At 41.1% G+C, this 21,045-nt stretch carries 18 protein-coding genes; 10 read left to right on the forward strand and 8 right to left on the reverse strand.

Going from position 1 to position 21,045, the window contains the following annotated elements:
* Nucleotides 1-60: 60 nt before the first annotated feature.
* Nucleotides 61-1,932 (reverse strand): CocE/NonD family hydrolase, encoded by a 1,872-nt coding sequence (locus IEX80_RS24200; protein ID WP_188834419.1) that lies wholly within the window; start codon nucleotides 1,930-1,932, stop codon nucleotides 61-63.
* Between the two features lie 390 nt (nucleotides 1,933-2,322).
* On the opposite strand from IEX80_RS24200, the gene IEX80_RS24205 reads away from it, so the two are divergent.
* Nucleotides 2,323-3,552, forward strand: coding sequence for an endo-beta-N-acetylglucosaminidase H (locus IEX80_RS24205; protein ID WP_188834420.1), 1,230 nt, complete (start codon nucleotides 2,323-2,325; stop codon nucleotides 3,550-3,552).
* 44 nt (nucleotides 3,553-3,596) lie between these two features.
* On the opposite strand, the gene IEX80_RS24210 is transcribed toward IEX80_RS24205, so the two are convergent.
* From IEX80_RS24210 to IEX80_RS24240, 7 genes are all read right to left on the reverse strand, one after another.
* Nucleotides 3,597-4,028, reverse strand: a complete 432-nt coding sequence (locus IEX80_RS24210) for a GNAT family N-acetyltransferase (RefSeq protein ID WP_188834421.1) — start codon at nucleotides 4,026-4,028, stop codon at nucleotides 3,597-3,599.
* Nucleotides 4,029-4,122: 94 nt separating this feature from the next.
* Complete coding sequence (locus tag IEX80_RS24215; RefSeq protein ID WP_188834422.1) at nucleotides 4,123-5,838, reverse strand: GMC oxidoreductase; 1,716 nt, start codon at nucleotides 5,836-5,838, stop codon at nucleotides 4,123-4,125.
* 137 nt (nucleotides 5,839-5,975) lie between these two features.
* Complete coding sequence (locus IEX80_RS24220; RefSeq protein WP_090531276.1) at nucleotides 5,976-7,166, reverse strand: phosphoglycerate kinase; 1,191 nt, start codon at nucleotides 7,164-7,166, stop codon at nucleotides 5,976-5,978.
* 101 nt (nucleotides 7,167-7,267) lie between these two features.
* On the reverse strand, nucleotides 7,268-7,702 hold the full coding sequence (locus IEX80_RS24225) for a GNAT family N-acetyltransferase (RefSeq protein WP_188834423.1): 435 nt from the start codon (nucleotides 7,700-7,702) through the stop codon (nucleotides 7,268-7,270).
* A gap of 124 nt (nucleotides 7,703-7,826) precedes the next feature.
* Nucleotides 7,827-8,834, reverse strand: coding sequence for a type I glyceraldehyde-3-phosphate dehydrogenase (gap, locus tag IEX80_RS24230; RefSeq protein WP_188834424.1), 1,008 nt, complete (start codon nucleotides 8,832-8,834; stop codon nucleotides 7,827-7,829).
* A gap of 92 nt (nucleotides 8,835-8,926) precedes the next feature.
* On the reverse strand, nucleotides 8,927-10,030 hold the full coding sequence (locus IEX80_RS24235; protein ID WP_090529935.1) for an MraY family glycosyltransferase: 1,104 nt from the start codon (nucleotides 10,028-10,030) through the stop codon (nucleotides 8,927-8,929).
* A gap of 79 nt (nucleotides 10,031-10,109) precedes the next feature.
* Nucleotides 10,110-10,847 (reverse strand): glycosyltransferase family 2 protein, encoded by a 738-nt coding sequence (locus IEX80_RS24240; RefSeq protein WP_229701746.1) that lies wholly within the window; start codon nucleotides 10,845-10,847, stop codon nucleotides 10,110-10,112.
* A gap of 151 nt (nucleotides 10,848-10,998) precedes the next feature.
* Between IEX80_RS24240 and IEX80_RS24245 the strand changes: the two genes are divergently transcribed.
* The 9 genes from IEX80_RS24245 to IEX80_RS24285 all read left to right on the forward strand — a co-directional run bounded on the left by IEX80_RS24245 (nucleotide 10,999) and on the right by IEX80_RS24285 (nucleotide 21,037).
* Nucleotides 10,999-11,736: a polysaccharide biosynthesis/export family protein gene (locus IEX80_RS24245; RefSeq protein WP_188834425.1), complete on the forward strand. Its 738-nt coding sequence runs from the start codon at nucleotides 10,999-11,001 to the stop codon at nucleotides 11,734-11,736.
* Nucleotides 11,737-14,157 carry a GumC family protein gene (locus IEX80_RS24250; RefSeq protein ID WP_188834426.1) on the forward strand — a complete coding sequence of 807 codons (2,421 nt, stop codon included), beginning with the start codon at nucleotides 11,737-11,739 and terminating at the stop codon, nucleotides 14,155-14,157. It abuts the gene before it with no gap.
* Between the two features lie 36 nt (nucleotides 14,158-14,193).
* Entirely contained in the window at nucleotides 14,194-14,691 is a 498-nt protein-coding gene (locus IEX80_RS24255; protein ID WP_090529947.1) for a UpxY family transcription antiterminator, read from the forward strand.
* Nucleotides 14,692-14,851: 160 nt separating this feature from the next.
* Nucleotides 14,852-16,639: an asparagine synthase (glutamine-hydrolyzing) gene (gene asnB, locus IEX80_RS24260; RefSeq protein WP_176625111.1), complete on the forward strand. Its 1,788-nt coding sequence runs from the start codon at nucleotides 14,852-14,854 to the stop codon at nucleotides 16,637-16,639.
* On the forward strand, nucleotides 16,629-17,750 hold the full coding sequence (locus IEX80_RS24265) for a glycosyltransferase family 4 protein (protein ID WP_176625113.1): 1,122 nt from the start codon (nucleotides 16,629-16,631) through the stop codon (nucleotides 17,748-17,750). The genes asnB and IEX80_RS24265 overlap by 11 nt, the downstream gene beginning before the upstream one ends.
* Nucleotides 17,743-18,606 carry an ABC transporter permease gene (locus IEX80_RS24270; protein WP_176625115.1) on the forward strand — a complete coding sequence of 288 codons (864 nt, stop codon included), beginning with the start codon at nucleotides 17,743-17,745 and terminating at the stop codon, nucleotides 18,604-18,606. The genes IEX80_RS24265 and IEX80_RS24270 overlap by 8 nt, the downstream gene beginning before the upstream one ends.
* Nucleotides 18,607-19,872 (forward strand): ABC transporter ATP-binding protein, encoded by a 1,266-nt coding sequence (locus IEX80_RS24275; protein WP_188834427.1) that lies wholly within the window; start codon nucleotides 18,607-18,609, stop codon nucleotides 19,870-19,872.
* A gap of 93 nt (nucleotides 19,873-19,965) precedes the next feature.
* Nucleotides 19,966-20,496, forward strand: a complete 531-nt coding sequence (locus IEX80_RS24280; RefSeq protein WP_188834428.1) for a glycosyltransferase family protein — start codon at nucleotides 19,966-19,968, stop codon at nucleotides 20,494-20,496.
* A complete protein-coding gene (locus IEX80_RS24285; protein ID WP_176625121.1) occupies nucleotides 20,489-21,037 on the forward strand; it encodes a hypothetical protein in 549 nt (182 codons plus the stop codon). Before IEX80_RS24280 ends, IEX80_RS24285 begins: the two co-directional genes overlap by 8 nt.
* Nucleotides 21,038-21,045 lie beyond the last annotated feature (8 nt).

Below are 21,045 nucleotides of genomic sequence, written 5' to 3' on the forward strand. Positions count from 1 at the left end.
TATAAAATGCGACAGCCCCATGTAAATACATGAGGCTGTCGTACTTGCATTGCAAGTATTTTATTCCATAACCCTAACCTTTAAGTAACTTGGGTTTGTTTTGGATGTATAAACTTTATGTGTAGCCTTTTTAAAATCGGTATCTTTTGCCTTCATAATATCCTGAAACTGCTGTGTGTTCCTATCAATAAGCGGGAACCAGGTACTTTGTATCTGAACCATCATGCGGTGCCCTTTTTTGAAGGTGTGCAGCACATCCTGTAATTCAAAATTTACCGGCGTTACTTTTCCAGGCACAAAAGGTTCGGGCTTATCAAAACCGTTGCGGAACTTGCCGCGCATGGCCTCGCTGCGTACCATTTGCTGGTAGCCACTCAGGTACACCTCCTTGCCAGCCCATTTGGTATTTTTGGTAGAGTCGGGATAAACATCAATCACTTTAACCACCCAATCAGCATCTGTGCCAGTAGTTGATACTTTAAGATTGGTCCAGATATTACCTGCGATGGTTACATCCTTATCTAAAATATCAGTTTCGTAAGTAAGCACATCCGGACGTTGCGATGCAAAACGCTGATCGGCGGTCATGTATTCGCGCTTCATATCCATATCAATACTATTGATGAAAGGCACCGGTTTGTTAGGGTCGGATATAAACTCATCAAAAGTATTTGCAACTGCTACAGGGGCTGCGAAAGACAACTTGCCACCGGGAAGCAGGTATAGATTTTTTTCTGTAGCTTCTTTTGGAGGCCAGGTGTTATAGGTTTTCCACTGATTAACACCGGTTTCAAACGTTGATACCGGCTTCAGGTCAAAGTCAGCAGTACCTTTTAAATAGTGGCTAAAAAAGGCGAACTCAATTTTTTCACGGTAGAAAGGGCCTGTAGGGCCGCCGAACCCCACATCGCCCAGGTGATCCCCGTCACCTCGTGCCCAGCCCCCGTGCACCCAAGGGCCCATGGTAAAGTAAACCGGGGTTTTAGGATTTTCTTTAACCAGCGTTTTATAGGTATTGATAGCTCCGTATAAATCTTCGGCATCGTACCAGCCGCCGGTTACCAGTACCGCTGTTTTTATATCATGCAAATGATAAAGCACATTACGGTCTTTCCAATGCTGATCGTAGTTAGGGTGATCAAGCATTTCGTTCCATAAACGGATAGTATCCTTATAGTATTTAGTGTTTGAATTTTTTACCGATCCCATCTTCAGGAAAAAGTCATACCCATCTTCGGTGCCTGCGTCAAAGCCTTTGCCACGGCGCTGGGTTGGTTTATCGTCCTGCCTGTTGGTAAAGCCCGGATAAAAACCAAAGTTTGCTACCAGCATAAAGGCACCGTTATGAAATGCGTCATCGCGATACAGGTCGGCAATTGGAGCCTGCGGCGATGCGGCTACCAGGGCCGGGTGACGGCTTAACAAAGCTGTTGTGGTATAAAAGCCCGGATACGAAATACCCCACACACCAACCTTGCCATTGTTATTGGGGATGTTTTTCAGTAACCAGTCGATAGTATCGTAAGTATCCGTGCCTTCATCAACATCTTTATTGGTTTTATGATCTTCCTTTTCGGGGGTCATTTCTTCGTAAATACCTTCACTCATCCAACGGCCACGTACATCCTGGTAAACAAAGATGTACCCATCGTGAGCGAATAATGATGATGGCCCAAGGCTGCCTTTATACAGTTCTGTACCATAGGGCGCTACGCTATACGGGGTCCTGTCCATCATAAAAGGATATTTTTTTGACTGGTCCTTAGGTACATATACCGAGGTAAACAGCTTTTTACCATCCCTCATTGGGATCTGGTATTCATATTTCTGGTAATTGGCTTTAATGTAATCAGCATCCGGCGCTTTGGGCTGCGCGTACAGGCCTGATGCCGAAAGCAAAAGGCAGAAAATGAAAAGTAAATTTTTCTTCATAAAATTTTTGTCAGTCAATCAAATGTAGCCGAATAAAATAAAAAGGACAACTAACCATACGGCAATTTACAAAAAGCCTCTTTTTTGTTACAGAACAAAGGTTTTTGTTATAGTTAAAATTAAGTGTAATAAGCACATTTATTAACCATAGTAATATTTTTATAAAATAATAATTAAAACCTGTAGGCGATTATACACGTTTAATGGTCTATTACTTTGAACCAAATAATACCGGAGCGAGGACCTAAGCGCCCGGCAACCTAAAATATTTAAACAGTTTTTTTTTGAGATAGTGACTATCCCCTGGCTATGCCATGGGCCGGCTTTATGCAAACCAGTTATGCTAAAACAATTTATCTTTTTATAAACAATTTAACAAACACACCAATTATGAGAACAAACTTTAATCTACCACTTACAAAAACACTAACCGCCTTATTCGGCGCAGTTGTACTCCTCACATCCGCCTGTAAAAAAGAAAAAGCGGCACTGCCTACTGATGCCGGCAACACTCCGTCAAAGTTAAGCACCAATGCCATAGGCGTGGCCGGGCCTAAGGGTGTTTGCTATGTGGAGGTAAATAATAATGATATCCGCAATGTGGGTAATTATACCCTTTCAACCGGGGAGCAGCTTTTTGATATTGCTATTATATTTGCGGCCAACATCAACTATGACACCGGCACGCAAAAAGCAGTGCTGTACTTTAACCCGCAAGTAACCAACGTACTCAACAATAAAGCCACTTATATTCAAAGCCTGCAGGCTAAAGGTATTAAGGTATTGTTATCTATTTTGGGCAATCACCAGGGCGCGGGGATCTCTAATTTTCCATCTCAGGCTGCCGCAAATGATTTTGCTCAGCAATTAAGCAACGCCGTTACCACTTACGGCCTGGACGGTATTGACTTTGACGATGAATATGCCGACTATGGCACCAATGGTACCGGTCAGCCAAACGACAGCTCATTTGTTTACCTTGTTACTGCCTTACGTAACCTGATGCCTACCAAAATAATTTCGTTTTACTTTTATGGCCCGGCTGCGTCACGGCTGAGCTACAATGGTGTAACGGTAGGCTCAAAAGTTAACTATAGCTGGAACGCTATTTATGGCACTTATTCTGTTCCAAATGTTCCGGGATTAACCGCAGCCAACCTTGGCCCGGCCGCTATTGATATTCAAAGTACCAGTTCATCAACAGCAGCATCACTGGCAACCCAAACTGTAAATAACAATTATGGCATCTATCTGTATTACAATTTGCCTAATAGCGACGTACATACTTACCTTTCGAGTGTATCAAACGCGTTATACGGCAAGTCTACTGTATATACGGGAACCAGTACTACAGGGATAACTTTTTACCAGGACATCAATTACGGCGGTACAGTAACGAGTGCCATACCTAAGGGCACTTATACCCTGGCACAATTGCAGGCTTATGGCTTTGTAGATAACTGGGCTTCGTCGGTAAAGATCCCAACCGGTTGGACAGTGACGATGTATGCAAACGATAACTCTACCGGTACATCCTGGACACGAACATCAAACACAGCTAATTTTACCACCCTATTTCCAAATGCAAATGATGTGGTGACTTCGGTTAAAATTCAATAATTAAATAAAATGAGCGTTTCCATATTGGGAACGCTCATTACTTATTATATACTTTGCTGCATTACGTAATAATCTCCAAGGCTGTCAGTGCCGCTATCTCTCACTTCCCAATTTAAAGCCCGATAAAATTGAACCGCTGCCTCGTTTTTAATGAGACATTTTAAACTAAGCGGAGTTGGGTAAGTTTGAGCTGCTAAAGCAAGCAGTGCTTTCCCAGTACCTTTTCCCCTGTATCTGGCGTCGATATACAAATGATGAATAAAAGCATCGGGAGGCCATACTGCCATAAAGCCTGCTATCTGATCATCATATTCGGCTACCCATATATCTTCATCACGTGTGTGAGCGTCAAAGTCATTCAACGTAAACAAGGAGCTGTCTGTCCAGTAAAAAGTCTGGATCCGGCAAAGCAGATAGATTTCACTAAGTTTTTGGCGGTCTTTCTCTTCAAAACTCCGGATATGTAGACTAACCAATTTCAATATCTGCGAAAATACTATTTATCAATCATCCAATCTATCTGAAAACCAGATAAGTAATCTGTCAATAGGCTTAACAGAAAGCCAAGCACTAAATATTATTTTTCCGCAATTCATCAACAGCATAATTTGCAGCCCTCACAGTAAGGGCCATGAAAGTTAAAGAAGGATTTTGAGTGCCGGTAGATGTCATACAAGCTCCATCGGTTACAAACACATTAGGACATTCATGCAGCTGGTTCCATTTATTTAGCAACGAGTTTTTGGGATTGGTTCCCATCCTTACCCCTCCAACTTCGTGGATATCTAAACCAGGCGCCTGTTTGCTATCATTAGGGGTGATATTTTTACATCCAGCCTTATCAAGCATCTCAGCACCCTGCTGCAAAAAATCATTTAGGGATTTTACATCATTATCATCATAATCTACCGAAACTGACAGTAACGGTATTCCCCATTCATCTGTTCGGTCTTTACTCAGGCTCACCCTATTTTCGGCCTTGGGAATGGTTTCGCCCTGCATCATCATATATACATTCCAGTTGCCCGGTTCGGAGATATTTTCCTTATAGTTAGCCCCAATCTGATCGCCATCAACAGCATGCCCCCAACTGCTCCTTGTAGCGCTATAAAACGTCATATACCCTCTTAAAAAGTCGGTTTCCTGCTTGTAAACATTTCTGAAATTTGGCATCATAACCGCAGCAGGCCTCCGGCCATAATAATAGGTATCCAGGTAACCATCAATGGTTGCCGTTAACGATCCGCGATAATTATGAAATGCAATATACCTGCCAAGCAAATCATTATCGTTTCCTAAACCGTTTGGAAACCTGCCTGATTTTGAATTGAGTAAAATAAGGTTAGAGTTTAACGTAGCTGCGTTTACAAAAATAATACGGGCATAATATTCGGTAACCGATTTAGTGTGTGCATCTATTACCCTGACACCTGTTGCCTTTCCCTTTTTTTCATCGTAAATAATTGAATGTACTACGGCATCGGGCCGGAGGGTAAGATTCCCCGTTTTGGCCGCCCATGGCAAGGTTGATGAATTAGAGCTAAAGTAACCCCCAAACGGACAACCGCGCTCACATAAACTCCTGGCCTGGCATTGCCCCCGGCCCTGTTGTAAATGAACTGGTTGCGGTTTGGTTAAATGCGCGCACCTGCCAATAACAACATGCCTGTCATGGTATGCATCCATTATTCTTTTTTGAATCTGCTTTTCAACCACATTCATTTCCCATGGCGGTAAAAACTCGCCATCCGGCAGCGTTTCCAATCCATCCTTGTTACCGGCAATGCCGGCAAATAACTCTACATGACTATACCATGGTGCAATATCGTTGTAACTTATAGGCCATGCTGTAGCAAAGCCATCTCTTGCCGGGCCCTCAAAATCAAACTTGCTCCAGCGCTGGGTTTGCCTGGCCCACAGCAATGATTTCCCTCCCACCTGGTACCCGCGAATCCAGTCGAACGGCTTTTCCTGAACATACGGGTGTTCTTTATCTTTAACAAAAAAATGAGTTGTAGCCTCGCTAAATGCGTAACACTTTTCAGCTATCGGATTTTCATTTTTTATAGCTTCAGGTAAATGCCCGCGATGAGGGAAATCCCAGGGATTTTTAGTAGCTGTTGGATAATCCCTTAAATGTGTAACATTCCGGCCACGTTCCAGTACCAATGTTTTCAGCCCTTTTTCGCACAGCTCTTTGGCAGCCCATCCGCCGCTGATACCCGATCCAATCACAATGGCGTCAAACGTGTGTTGAGCCTCTCCTCCCGAATTAATGTTGATCATATTTCATAATTGGCTTAAACAACAATGCAAAACTCAATTTGAAGTTAAGATAATTATCAGGGAATAAATTGATCAGCAACGGATTTAAACAAAAAAAGCCCCGTTACCGGAGCTTTTTTTGTCTGTTTTAATCCTTATTAGTCGTTGATTGCTTTTACACCTGGCAATTCTTTACCTTCCATGTATTCAAGCAAAGCACCGCCGCCGGTTGATACGTAGCTTACTTCATCGGTCATGCCAAATTTGGCTACCGCAGCGGCAGAATCACCACCACCTATCAGCGAGAAGGCACCGTTTTCAGTAGCTTTGGCCACAGCTTCGGCAATGGCTTTGGTTCCGCCTAAAAATTTCTCCATTTCAAAAACCCCCATCGGGCCGTTCCATAAAATGGTTTTTGATTCTTCAACCACCTTGCTAAATAAAGCAACCGTTTCCGGGCCGATATCAAGACCCATCCAGTTATCTTTTATTTCGCCGGTTTTGGCAACATCCGTGTTAGCATCATTTGAAAATGCATCGGCAATGATGTTATCTAAAGGCAATAACAGGTTTACACCTTTTTCTTTAGCTTTTTGCCTTAGGCTGATTGCCAGATCAAGCTTGTCCATCTCAACCAGTGAGGTACCAATGTTACCACCATCAGCTTTAGCAAATGTATAAGCCATGCCACCACCAATAATCAGGTTATCCACTTTTTCAAGCAATTTTTCAATAAGCTCTATTTTATCCGATACCTTCGAACCGCCCATAATAGCTGTAAATGGCTTAGGTGCGTTGTTCAGGATCTTTTCAGCATTGTTTAATTCGGCTGCCATCAGGTAGCCAAAGTATTTGGCGTCAGGGAAAAACTGAGCGATGATAGCGGTTGAAGCGTGCGCTCGGTGAGCGGTACCGAATGCATCGTTCACATATACATCACCTAATTTTGATAATTTTTCGGCAAAGGCAACATCACCTTTCTCTTCTTCTTTATAAAAACGAAGGTTTTCTAATAATAAAACCTCGCCGTTACCAAGCGCTTTCGCTTTTTCAACAGCCTGCTCGCCGATACAATCATCAGCAAACTGTACCTGCTGACCAAGCAGATCAGACAAATGAGATACGATATGTTTTAATGAATATTTTTCTGTAGGACCATCTTTCGGTCTGCCTAAGTGCGACATCAGAATAACTTTGCCACCATCTTTCAATATTTTTTTTATGGTTGGCAAAGCTGCCGTCATACGGTTATCGTCGGTAATATTGTAATTCTCGTCAAGAGGCACGTTAAAATCAACCCTGATGAGGGCTTTTTTACCTGCAAAACTAATTTGATCTACTGTTTTCATATCTATTAAAGGGTCATTTGTTATGAACGGGCGCAAATTGGGCATTTTAATTCAAAATACTGAACGAAAAACGAAAAAAGCTGTTTTAATCGGCCAAAATTTCATCTTATTTTAACATACATTACATAATGAGGACCAATGCCCGGCACCTCAAATTCGGGCAAAACGACCTCAAAACCAAGGTTGTTATAAAAGTGCACTGCTTTTTTACGGGCATTGCACCACAGATAATCGGCCTTATGCCCTCGCAGGTATACCAAAGCAAAGTTAACCAACTGATTGCCGAAGCCCTGCCCTCTATATTTTTCGATAGTGGCCATACCCCTGAGCTGGTATCCTGTACCGTTAAATTCGCCATAACTTTGCGGGTGAAACGAAGCAATACAAGCCAGTTCATCATTAACAAAATAGCCAAGGTGAAAATTGCCTTCATTATCATCTGACGGGAAACGGCATTCATCAAGAGTGAGCCTGCCTTCGCGCAGTACCTCATTACGTAGATGCAGCAGCTCATCAACTTTTACAAACCTGATCATGCAGCAAAATTGAAAAAATTCATGGAACAGGAAATTTTAATTCCATTAAATTAAAGCAGCAACGCTTATTTCGCGTATACCGGGCGCTACTCAAAATTATACAGAAAATAACTTATACTATTGTTTAGGCAGGCTGTTTTTTAAGTTCGGCTATTCGTACTACCAAATCGGCCAGCCGGCTGCTGTATCCCATTTCATTATCATACCAGCCAACAACTTTTACAAGGCCACCCACTATTGACGTTAGCTGCGCATCAAAAATGCAGCTGTGCGGATTATCCAATATATCAGTTGACACAATGGGGTCTTCAGTGTATTCAAGTACATTTTTCATTGGCCCGTTGGCAGCTTGTTTAAATGCTTCATTAATTTGAGTTATGGTTGGCTGCTTTTTGAGGCTGCAGGTAAAATCAGTTAATGAACCGTTAAGTACCGGTACACGAATCCCTGCTCCGCCCAAACGGCCGTCCAAATGAGGGAATATAGCTGTTATTGCTTTAGCAGCCCCCGTAGTGGTGGGTATAATAGAAGCCGATGCAGCCCTTGCCCGCCTAAGATCTTTATGAGGTGCGTCATGCAGGCTTTGATCGCCTGTCATAGAGTGAACGGTGGTAATGTAACCATCAATGATGCCCCAGTTTTCATCTAATATTTTTACCATTGCGGCAACATTATTAGTTGTACATGATGCGTTTGACAGCACAGGAGATTGTAGGTCAACCTCCTGGTCGTTTACGCCAAGCACTACAGTTGGTACATTTTTATCGGTTGATGGTGCAGATATGATAACCTGCCGTGCCCCGGCGGTTAAATGAGCCTCAGCACCCTGTTTGGAAGTAAATTTACCGGTTGACTCTATTACGATATCAATATCCAGAGCCTTCCAGGGCAGGTTAAAAGGGTCGCGCTCGGCAAATACCCGTATACAGTTACCGTTAATAACAAGATTGTTATCATCAAAACTCACCGTACCCTTAAACCCTCGATGAACAGAGTCATACTTAAATAAATGCGCGAGGGTTTGCGTATCGGTAAGATCATTTATAGCTACCACCCGTATTTCGGGATGTAATAAAATATTCCTTAAAAATATGCGGCCAATGCGACCAAACCCGTTTATAGCTATCTTCATGGTATGCTGATAAATAAAGCATCAAAGTTAATGAAGATGGATGGTTAATTTGCTTATTTACGGTATTACTACTTGCAGGTTACAATTGGTTATTAGTCGCTAAAATTCCGGACTACCAGGGCTTCGCCTTTTTTTGAACGGATAAAATAAGTGATCATCCCGTTAAAGGATATCGACAATAAAAATATAAGAACAATAAGCCAGGAGTTATTTAAATTATTAAATACCAGCACCATTACTATCGAAACAAGGTTCAGGCATCCTAAAACAAAAGTAGTTTGCAGATGCGTTAAACCCATTTTTAACATACGGTGGTGGATATGGTTGCGGTCTGCATCAAAAGGGGATTTTTTGTTTAAGATCCGGATAGTAAAAACCCTTAGCGTGTCAAAAACAGGACCTATAAGTATCGCTACGATTAATGCCGGTGCTGTATATATGAAAGGCAGTTTGACCGTCGAAACTTTACTTAACTCAATAAATTTAATAGCCATTACTGCCGATACCAGGCCAATGAGTAGGGCGCCGGTATCGCCCATAAATATTTTAGCAGGAGTTACGTTAAAACGCAAAAAACCAACCACCGCCCCAACCATGGCAAGTGAAATTGCTGCAAGCTCGTACTGGTTCATATAAATAAAAAGCGCCGCAAAAGCGCTGTTGGCAATAATCCCGGTAGTTGCAGCCAACCCATCAATACCGTCAATAAGGTTAAAAGAATTGATGATAAGCATAATAACAAGTATTGACAATATTACACTGGGGATATATGGCAGCGATGCAATATCAAACACCCCATACATGCTGCTGATCCGGATATCTCCGGGGATAACAAGTATGGCGGCAACCACAAACTGGATCATGAATTTGGTACTTGAATTAACCCCCGAAAGATCATCCTTCAGCCCCATTGCAAACAAAATAATACATGCGGTAAGCAGGTAACTAATCGGCAACGATTTGTCGATAATACTGAATAACAAAACTGTAATAGTAAAGCTTACAAAAATAGCAACACCTCCTAAGCGGGGAATACCATGATCATGTTGTTTCCTGAAATGGCCAACATCATCATATAAATGGCGGGCACGCGCAACATGTAATATTGAAGGGATACATAATAATGTAATAAGTGTTGAAAATACAACTATTAGCACATTATAAACAAAATGATAAGAGCGTAGAAATTCAAGCATATGCTATAAATGTGTTAGTGACCGGCTTATTCATTTATAAATACTTATACGACAGGAAACACAAAAGGTTAACTAAAGATTAAAGAAATTGTGAAATTTTCCTAAGGGGCTTCAGCACAATTGCCAAAACGGGTAAAAACACATTATTTTTACGCATCGCTTTCAAATCAAATGACCACGCCTTAAACCTGCTCATTAAATTGCTGTTGCTTATACCCCCTACCTGCATTTTAACCATAACTTTGTTAAGATAAAAGCTCCTTACCTGCCATTTATGCAGAAACCTCGCCATTAATTCATAATCGCCTGCAGAACCGTATTCAAGACTGTAAAAGCCGTGCTTTTCAAACAAATATCGTTTACAGTAAAAGGTAGGATGTGGGGGCATAAAACCACGGTTAAAGGAATTTTTTCCACAAGCGTGACTTTTCCATTTACGGGTAATTTTCCCTGCAGAATTTATATAATCAAGGTTTCCGTAAACGATTCCGGCTACGCTGTCTGAAAAAGCCTGCGCTACTGCTGATATAACTTCCTGATTAGCAAAAAAATCGTCGGCATTAAGCGTTCCAACTATTTCGCCTGTTGCTAAACGGATCCCTTTATTGACTGCATCATAAATGCCCTGGTCAGGCTCAGATATCAAAACTTTGATGTGCGATTTATATTGCTTAATTATTTGCAGGGAACTATCTGTTGAGCCGCCATCAATTATAATATACTCAATGTTGTTGTAATTCTGGCCGATAACAGATTCGATACATCTTTTAATAGTATCCTGGGCATTGTAAACAACAGTGATAACCGAGATCTTCAACCTTGCAACTTTGGGAAAAATACAACGTATTAATACCTCGAAATTATGTAATTTTGACTTTGAAGCCTAATTATATTAAATATAACTTGGAACTTTATAGCTGAACATGCGCAACTATACATTTATCTGCTTAATTACTGGGATACTTTTTTTGTTAACCTCCTGCTCAAGCAAACAATATCAATATCTTTTTGAACAAAAGAATAATGTTACTGATACCTTATCAAAAGCAAGCGATGTCGCAATAAGCCCGTACCGCATTAAAGCACAGGATATATTACAGATCAGGAACCTGCAAAGCATAAAATATATAGTAGATGAAGCGCCTTCCACTAATGCGGGAGGAGGGGGAGGAGGAGGCACTGCCGGACAAACGTTCCAGGTTGAAGACGACGGCACTGTTGCGCTGCCTGTTATCGGCCATGTAAAAGTTGCAGGCCTTACCAGGCCAGAAGCAGCAAAACAAATTGAGGGGCTTTACCGTACAAACCTGTTGAAAGACCCCATCATTGAACTAAAGATAATTAACCTAAAGGTTACCATGCTTGGCGAAATAAAAGGGCAGGGAAATTATACGTTAACAAAAGACAGGACCACTTTAGTTGAAATGATTGGAGAAGCAGGAGGCCTGACAGATAAGGCTAATGAAGCAAATGTAAAAATAATAAGAGGCGATCAAAAAAATCCCCAGGTTACTGAAATTAACCTGCGGGATATCCAATCAATAAATGATCCCCGTGCTATACTTCAAAGTGGAGATGTTATTTATATAGCACAAAACAAGCGCACCATACGCAATGATAAATTGCAAAACCTTTCGGTAATAACGCAGCCGGTTTTACTGTTGCTTAATACTGCCTTAATTATTTTTACGCTTTCTCATCGGTAAATGGAAGAGTTAGAAAAAGTACAAAGAAAGCTGCCCAACCAGGAAATTGACTATTTTAAGATCGGCAAAATACTACTCAGCCGCTGGTACTGGATATTGGCATCCGTTGTTATTACATCAGCTATCTCGTACACTTATTTATGGTATACACCTAAAACATATGCTACCGGGGGGACGCTTAAGGTAGAAGAAAAAAAATCAGAGATTTCTGACATTATCAGTGTAATGACCACGCCCGAACGCGGCCCGTCAAAAATTCAGAGTATAACTTCAGTATTAACCAGCCGTACCCTCATCCTAACAGCAATAAAAGACCTCGACTATCGTATCAGCTTTTATATCTCGGGCAGGGTACGTACCTCCGAAACCTATCCGCAAAAGCCTCTCGGTATTACTCTGGTAAAGTTTGATAGCCTTAATTTTTTCCATAGCCTGATAACTTTTAAGCCGATCAGTGCTCAAAACTTCAATCTTACCTATAGCATAAACGGTAAGGAGATTCAAAACAACTACAAATACGGCGATATTGTAACCATTGGCAATACCAGTTTCAGAATTAAATACCCGGGGTTAATTCCATCCAAAACAATTTATTTATTTAAGTTCAATATCCCCGAAGATTTTATCGGCCGGGTACAGGGTAATTTATATGCTGGCGAAACAGCAAAAAACTCAAATATAATTGCCATTCAGCAAACAGATTCCAATCCGCAGTTTGCAGCGGATGTACTTAATGCGATCATGAACAATTATGTGATTTTTGACCGGAACCAAAAGGCGCAGTCAGCTTCACAAATGATCGATTTTATTGACAGTCAGCTGGATTATCTGTCGGCTGAAGTAAAAGGCTCTGAAAACTCGATAGAAAAATACAGGAAAAAATCCAAGATCCTTGACGTTACATCCGCATCAACTACTTCTGTAACCAAGGCAACCGAGCTTGAATCAAACAAATCGTTACTAAAAATACAATTAATAGCACTCGACCAGCTTAGCAGCGAAATAGCCAAGGAAAAAAACAATGTAACTTTAAACTTTAATGTAGGCAGCGCTAATCTACCATCGTTAGAAGTTATGGTAAGCCGCCTGGACAACCTGATTACAGAACGGGCAAGTTTATTAACTACCTATAATGCCGATTCGCAGCCTATTCAAAACATTAACCAAAGCATTATCCAAATTAAAAACACCGCTTTAAACAATATAAAACAGATCCGGGCTGGCATTGAAAAAAACATTCAATATCTTGATAATCAACTTGGCCAGGTTAACTCAACTATAGCGGCATTGCCTGCCGCCCAGCGTGATATGGTGAGCCTGCAGCGTGATTTTGATATTAATGATAAGGTATACTCTTTTCTGTCCGAAAAAAAACTGGAAGCGCAGATCAGCCGTGCCGGGATTTTGCCTGGTGCAACTATTATTGAGCTGGCTCAGCCAAACTTTAATCCAGTTTCGCCCAATGAACATAATATCCACCGTACTGCTACTATATTAGGTCTGGCTATAGGCCTGGGGCTTATCATTCTCATCAGGATATTAAACCCCTATATTTATGATAAGGAAACCATTGAAAGTCTAACCAGCATACCTATCCTGGGCGTTATCCGAAAATTTCCGTATGCCCTTGACGAAAGCAGCGAACAAATCCTTGCTATCAGCAAACCCAAATCAATTTTTGCCGAATCGGTCCGTTCTGTACGTACTAATCTTAGCTTCCTTTCGTCAGAAAAAGCAAGCAAAGTTATTTGTATAACCTCGGAAGTAGCCGGCGAAGGCAAATCATTTGTTGCCGTAAATTTGTCAAGCACACTTTCACTTATTGATAAAAAAGTAATATTAATAGGAGCCGATTTACGTCGTTCAAGGCTGCATAAAACTTTTCATGTGGCCAATGATATTGGCTTGACCAATTACCTTGCACACCAAACTGAAATTGATGATATCATTCATCACTCTGAACAGGAAAACCTTGATTTTATAGTGTCGGGGCCCGTACCGCCTAACCCATCAGAGCTACTACACAGCAAAAGGATGAACGCTTTAATTGAAACACTTAAAACGATGTATGATATAGTGATGATTGATACCGCTCCGATCGGACTGGTATCAGATGCTATACCGCTTATCAGGATAAGTGACATCAATGTTTTTGTGATCCGGTCGGGCAAATCAAAATATTATGCCGCAACTGTGCCACAGCGCATAGCGCAGGAATATCACCTCGATAATACCGTGATAATTTTAAATGCATTCGAAGAAGATTTGCTGCATTCAAGATATTACACTACCAAATTTACCGGCGAAAATACAGGCACACGATATTACTATTATTCAGATTACAGCGGCTACGAAGGTTCGGGCTATTATCTTGATGATGAAAAGAAAAAATGGTGGAATTTAAAACGATGGTTTAAATAAGCTTGTTTATTTAAAAAGATTGTTACTAAAATCAATATGGCAGTAAACAAATGGTATCCGGTTTACACCAACCCACGAGCCGAAAAAAAGGCATATGATGCATTAGTGAGCAAAGGCATTAATGTTTACCTGCCACTGCACCGTCAGCTTAAACAATGGAGCGACCGCAGAAAATGGGTTGAGGAACCATTGTTAAAATCATACCTGTTTGTAAATATTGCCGAACAAGAGCAGGCCGAAGTGTTAATGACCAAAGGTATTGCGCGGTTCCTTTATTTTTCGGGCAAGCCTGCAGTTATGCCTGATAAGCAGATCCATGAACTTAAATTACTCATGGCAAGTCCATATGAACTGGAGGTAACAGAGGAAGACCTGCAGCCGGGCGAGAAGATTATCATCAGAGCAGGTGCACTAAAGGGCATGACAGGCGAAGTTGTATCACGCAGATCGCAAAAACAACTGATATTACGACTGGAAAGTATTGGTTACTCCATTATCGTTAATGTTGCTGCATCGCTCATTGAGCGGTTTTAAAATAAAAGGAATTGTTTTGGACAACAGATAATATTTCATTATTTGCGCCGAAAATTCAATAAATAGACAGCTTGTGCCCTGCAACACAAGTAATTAATAACTAATTAGTTACAAGATATCAATGTAACTTACGGGGCGAAGCTATGAAATTTAATGAACAATGTGCCGTATAGCAGGAATCGTTTCTGAAAAAATATCCCAAAACGAGATCAGGAATAGCGTAAAATTAATGTGCCGCGCGTTACAGCATGGGGGGCCGGATGATGAGGGCATATTTGAAGATGAAAAAGCCAGCCTTGTTTTCGGTCACCGCAGGTTATCAATTATTGACCTCAGCAGCAACGGGCATCAGCCCATGGCAGATGTAGGTCAAAATGCATGGATCACCTTCAATGGCGAAATTTACAATTACCCCGAATTAAGACAGGAATTGCTAAGATCAGGAGCACAATTTAAGTCAGGCACCGATACCGAAGTTATACTCCAGGCCTATCTTAATTGGGGCACCGCGGCTTTTGCAAGGTTCAGGGGTATGTTTGCTTTTGCCTTATATGATGTTGGCAAAGCCCTGACTTACCTTGTACGTGATACCACCGGTATAAAACCGCTATATTATTCGGCTGCAAACAACGAGCTTTGTTTTGCATCTGAAGTACGGGCATTTAAACAGTCGGGACTGAATATCGAAAAAGATCCGGACTGGCCGGTAAGGCTACTGGCATTTGGCCATATTCCTGAACCCTATACCACATTAAAAAATGTATTCAGCTTGCCCAAAGGACATTTTTTATGCTGGGACCACAGGAGCGCGGGGTATACTTTAAGCAGATATCATATTGATGGTTTGCAAAGTGTAATAACCGATAAAAATGAAGCGCATCGGATAATCTACAATGCACTTAGTCTGGGTGTGAAAAGGCAATTAATTGCCGATGCACCCATAGGTGTATTTTTAAGCGGGGGGATTGATTCAAGCCTGCTCACACTCCTGGCCAATCGGCAAAAAAAAGAGCAACTTAAAACCATTTCTATATTTTTTGATGAAAAAAGTTATGATGAACGCAGCTATCAAAACATCATTAACAATAAAATAAATGGCCAAAACTTTTCACACCTGGTAAAACAATCAGATTTTGAAGCGGTTTTTTCGCAAATTATTGGTGCTATGGATATGCCTACCACTGATGGCATTAACAGCTGGTTTATTAGTAAATATGCCCATGACGATGGTTTGAAGGCCGTATTATCAGGTGTGGGCGCCGATGAACTTTTTGGAGGTTATCCCTCATTTAACCGCATAAAATATCTTGGCTATCTGCGTAAACTGCCATCATGGATGTTAAAAATATCCGGTCATTTTTTGCCTGATCATTATAAGAGATTGGCATTCCTCGCTGTTAACCATCCCGTAGCTGATTACCTGGCTTTGCGTGGATTATTTTCATTGGCTGATGTTTCTGCTTTACTGGATACAAGCATTGATCATATTAATGATGTATTGTTCGGCGCAGCTTTGTCGCCCGCACCACACGGTTATAATAACGAGCATGCAGAATGGTTTGAAACGCATTTCTACATGCAAAACCAATTGCTTAGGGATACCGACATAATGAGCATGAACCATGGTCTTGAAGTCAGAGTTCCGTTTTTGGATGAAGATTTTAATCGTGCAGCCCGGAATATCGCACCAGCCATCAGATTTAATAAACGCCAGCCGAAAAAACTTCTTATTGAAAGTTTCGACAACCTTATTCCGCCCGAGGTTTGGAACAGGCCTAAAATGGGTTTCACATTCCCCTTACAAAAATGGATGAAGGAGCACCAGCTAATTAGCGATACTGATAATTACAAAGGGAAAGCGGCACAAAATGCTATAAAACAGTTTAAAAACGACAGCATTCATTGGTCAAAGGCTTTCGCCTTGTACCAGGTTCAAAATGATGGCTAAAAATGTAATTCTTTTTACTTTACAAACATTTAGCACTACCGGCGGCATCCAGAAAATGACACGCACACTTGGTCATTCCTTGCATCGTGCTGCCTTAAAAAACAATTGGAATTTTGAGCTTTGGTCGGCTTATGATAAGCAGGATGACCTGATGGCGCAATATTTACCTTCTGCAAATTTCAAAGGGTTTGGCATAAACCGGGCAGGTTTTGTTTTAGAAACCATTGGCCATTCCGCAAAGCCCCATGTTGCTATATTAAGTCATATTAACCTGGCTATCATTGGCCTGTTAATTAAACTGATTAACCCTAAATGCCGGCTATGGCTTGTAGTACACGGTATTGAGGTTTGGCGTCCACTTTCGTTTTTAAAGCGCCTAATGCTTAAACACTGCGACAGCGTAATTTGTGTAAGTAATTATACCAAACAGCAAATGATAAAAAGGCATAACCTGAATGCAGATAAATGCATTGTCCTGAATAATGCCATTGACCCTTTTATGCGTTTGCCCAATATCTTCACGAAGCCACAAAAACTGTTGCGCAGTTATGGTTTAAACCACGATGATTTTATCATATTTTCGTTAACACGCATGGCATCTACCGAGCTATACAAAGGGTATGACCAGGTAATTAATGCTCTGGGGAGCCTTAAGTCAAAATTCCCGCAAATAAAATATATACTTTCGGGCAAATATGATGAGCAGGAACACATCCGTATAAAAGAATTAATAGCGGCGCATGATGTAAGGGAACAGGTAATTTTAACCGGCTTTATTGATGAAGCCGAACTTACCGACTATTTCCTGCTGGCCGACCTGTTTGTTTTACCAAGCAAAAAGGAGGGCTTTGGCATTGTATTTATTGAAGCCCTTGCCTGCGGCTTACCCGTTATTTGTGGCAATGCCGATGGTAGTATTGACGCCATCCGGAACGGCGAACTGGGAGAAGCCATTGACCCGGACAACCTTACCGAACTTAACAAAGCAATAACAAAGCATTTGCAAAAACACTTAGCTGCTGATACCCGCAAAAGCTTACAGGAAAAATGTTTAAGCCATTTTAACGAGCGCGATTATATGACCAAACTTGAGCAGCTGATAAATGACTGATTTGCATCCTGAAAAATGGGACATCGAAATAAATGCGAAAGGCAGCTTGCTCGACCTTAAGCTTAAAGAGGTGTGGCATTACCGCGACTTGCTTGTGCTACTCGTTAGGCGCGATTTTATTTCCTTTTATAAGCAAACCATTTTGGGCCCGGTGTGGTTTTTTATTCAGCCGGTTATTACTATCCTGTTTTATACCCTGATATTTGGCAATTTGGCCGGCATCCCGGTTGATGGCCTGCCCAAGCCACTTTTTTACCTGGCCGGCACCATCATTTGGAACTATTTTGCCGATTGCCTGAACAAAACGTCAACTGTTTTTAAAGATAATGCCGGTATACTTGGCAAGGTATATTTTCCAAGACTTATTATGCCCTTAAGTATTGTGCTTTCAAACTTGATCCGTTTCGCGGTTCAGTTTCTACTTTTCATAATCCTGTACATCATATTTATCTTAAAGGGCGAACATATTATTCCCAATATAGCAGCCTTGCTGCTGCCATTACTCATTATCATGATAGCATCATTGGGTTTAGGCTTAGGTATGATCATATCGGCTGTTACCACAAAATACAGGGATATAGCGTTTATAGTGGCCTTTGGCGTACCACTTTTAATGTATGCAACAACGGTTATATACCCTTTATCGGTGGCACAGGCTAAATATCCTAAATACAGCTGGCTTATTAAGTTTAACCCCATTACGGCCATAATTGAAACGTTCAGGTATGGCTTTTTAGGCAAAGGAAGCTTTAACTGGGAGCTGTTAGCTTACAGTATCGTTAGCACTATTGTAATACTGCTTACAGGCATAGTAATATTTAATAAGGTTGAAAAAACTTTTGTTGATACTGTATAAATGAGTAAGGCAATAAAAGTTGAAAACTTATCAAAAGCCTACCAACTAGGCGATTTTGGTACGGGCACTATCTCCCGCGACCTGGAGCGCTTTTGGGCACGTCTGCGGGGTAAGGAAGATCCTTTTTTAAAAATAGGCGAAGTGAATGATCGTACCATCAAAGGCGAAAGTGATGTGGTATGGAGCTTGAACGATATTAATTTTGAAGTTGAACAGGGCGATGCTGTTGGCATTATAGGCCGCAACGGAGCAGGTAAAAGCACCCTGCTTAAAATTTTAAGCCGTGTTACCTCTCCTACTACCGGTTCGGTAAAACTAAAGGGCCGGATAGCCAGTTTACTTGAAGTAGGCACAGGTTTCCACCCGGAACTGAGCGGGCGGGAAAATATTTATCTCAATGGTGCCATACTGGGGATGCGCAAGGCCGAGATCAAACAAAAGTTTGATGAGATCGTGAGCTTTTCGGGGGTTGAAAGATACATCGATACGCCGGTTAAGCGTTACTCGTCGGGAATGTATGTACGGTTGGCCTTTGCGGTGGCTGCGCACCTTGAAAGCGAAATTTTGATAGTAGATGAAGTACTGGCAGTTGGCGATGCCGAGTTTCAGAAAAAATGTCTCGGTAAAATGGGACAGGTGAGCAAAAGCGAAGGGCGCACGGTTTTGTTTGTGAGCCACAATATGGCCGCTGTGAAAACATTATGTAACCGGGGCATTGTACTTGCCAACGGACAGCTAATATATGAAAACCGCCAGCTTGAAGCCGTTAGCTTTTATCAAACCAATAATAATACCCGGTCAACATTTGAGCATCATGGTGATCTAAGCTCAGCGCCGGGAAATGAAAATATAAGGGTGCTTAAATTTATTATCCGCCCGCTTACGGGCGACAGTATTTCCATTTCGACAGGTGTTAGCTTTGAGATGATCTTTTTTAATCAAAAGGCAGGTATTAACCTCGATGCCACATTTGAGTTAAAAAACAGCGATGAGATTCCGGTATTTCATAATGGCGTACTTATATCAACCAATAACAATTCAAAAACCGGCTTGTATACGATTAAGTGTACTATCCCGCCTAACCTGTTGAATGCCGGTAATTATTCATTCAAGTTAATTTTCGGTGAAAATCAGCGCTACCTGTTATTCGGTGCTGATGACTTTATCGGGTTTGAGGTTGAAAATGAAAGCAGGGGGAGTAACAGTGCTTTAGCTCCGGGAGTTATTCATCCTAAACTTGACTTTAACGTTAGTTACCAGGCATAAAAGCATATATAAGCCCCGCATATCATACAATTGCCCAAATTGTTAAACGACAGAGGTAACGTTCATAGAAGAAAACAACTCCCCTCCTTTGCAATGCGTAAAATTTTAATTGTAAATGGCCATCTGGTTATAGGCGGTGCCGAAAAGCTCGTCTATGAATTGGCTGTTTTCGCCCAGAAAAATAACATTGCCCCAACCGTTCTTATAATTGATAACTACATCAGGGAATACTACGATCCGATATTTAAACAAAAGAAAATAAAAGTAGTGCGAACCAGGCTCAGCACCATACGAAACTTCAGGGCTCCTTTAAAAATGCTAAGGTCAATGTACTGGTCGCTTAGGTTAAAATATTTTGCCAATAGTGTATATGATAGTGTCCATGTCATCGGTTTGCATAACATTTACAGGGCAAAAGATTTCATTAATCATAGTAACCGGTTTTATTGGCATGTAACCAATGCAGCACAGGGTGCTTACAACTATCCTGAAAGCTACTTCGATAATCCCAATGATACGCTGGTTTGCATCAATCAATACCAGGAAAATGAACTCGACAGCCATTACGGGAATGATGTATTTAAATGCAAAAGGGTTTTATTCCCGCTTTTTTTGAATGATTAATTTAAACGTCGTATCACGCATCTCTGATGATAAGAATTATTTTCCCGATCTGTTAGAAACATTGTACTTGTTAAAAAACAACGGGATCACTGATGTTCATATACTATTTATAGGTACCGTATATAGCCCGAAAGTTTACCAAAACATTCTTGATACGGCCAGCCGGCTTAATGTTTCTTCAAACATCGCGTTTACAGAAAGGTCTATCCCGATGAATGAACTAAATGATGAAATAAAAAGCGGATATTTTATCAACTTCACTATTGGTGAATTTACCGGCTATTCAGGTCTGGAAAGTATCAAAAACGGGTTTAAGACAATTTTTTATAACATTGATAAGTCGCTTAAAAATGATCACAATGACTTAATCACCTACTGTCACACGCTTGATGAACTAACGGCCCTGATTATAAATATCAGCCGGGAGCAGGCTCTTATAAACAAAGAAATTACAGCTTGTAACCATGATATGCTTAACAGGTTTGTACTAAACAGTACCAAGAAGCAGCAATTGCTTTCTATGATGTTGCCAAAACATTAATTATTAAA

The organism is Mucilaginibacter rubeus (assembly GCF_014643835.1).
In the GTDB taxonomy this organism is placed as follows: Bacteria; Bacteroidota; Bacteroidia; order Sphingobacteriales; family Sphingobacteriaceae; genus Mucilaginibacter; species Mucilaginibacter rubeus.

Coding starts and splice junctions, on each gene's coding strand:
- IEX80_RS24200 (WP_188834419.1), bottom strand. CDS start 1,932: ATGAAGAAAAATTTACTTTTCATTTTCTGCCTTTTGCTTTCGGCATCA.
- IEX80_RS24280 (WP_188834428.1), top strand. CDS start 19,966: ATGCGTAAAATTTTAATTGTAAATGGCCATCTGGTTATAGGCGGTGCC.
- IEX80_RS24250 (WP_188834426.1), top strand. CDS start 11,737: ATGGAAGAGTTAGAAAAAGTACAAAGAAAGCTGCCCAACCAGGAAATT.
- IEX80_RS24275 (WP_188834427.1), top strand. CDS start 18,607: ATGAGTAAGGCAATAAAAGTTGAAAACTTATCAAAAGCCTACCAACTA.
- IEX80_RS24270 (WP_176625115.1), top strand. CDS start 17,743: ATGACTGATTTGCATCCTGAAAAATGGGACATCGAAATAAATGCGAAA.
- asnB (WP_176625111.1), top strand. CDS start 14,852: ATGTGCCGTATAGCAGGAATCGTTTCTGAAAAAATATCCCAAAACGAG.
- IEX80_RS24220 (WP_090531276.1), bottom strand. CDS start 7,166: ATGAAAACAGTAGATCAAATTAGTTTTGCAGGTAAAAAAGCCCTCATC.
- IEX80_RS24205 (WP_188834420.1), top strand. CDS start 2,323: ATGAGAACAAACTTTAATCTACCACTTACAAAAACACTAACCGCCTTA.
- IEX80_RS24235 (WP_090529935.1), bottom strand. CDS start 10,030: ATGCTTGAATTTCTACGCTCTTATCATTTTGTTTATAATGTGCTAATA.
- IEX80_RS24225 (WP_188834423.1), bottom strand. CDS start 7,702: ATGATCAGGTTTGTAAAAGTTGATGAGCTGCTGCATCTACGTAATGAG.
- IEX80_RS24255 (WP_090529947.1), top strand. CDS start 14,194: ATGGCAGTAAACAAATGGTATCCGGTTTACACCAACCCACGAGCCGAA.
- IEX80_RS24215 (WP_188834422.1), bottom strand. CDS start 5,838: ATGATCAACATTAATTCGGGAGGAGAGGCTCAACACACGTTTGACGCC.
- IEX80_RS24285 (WP_176625121.1), top strand. CDS start 20,489: ATGATTAATTTAAACGTCGTATCACGCATCTCTGATGATAAGAATTAT.
- IEX80_RS24265 (WP_176625113.1), top strand. CDS start 16,629: ATGATGGCTAAAAATGTAATTCTTTTTACTTTACAAACATTTAGCACT.
- gap (WP_188834424.1), bottom strand. CDS start 8,834: ATGAAGATAGCTATAAACGGGTTTGGTCGCATTGGCCGCATATTTTTA.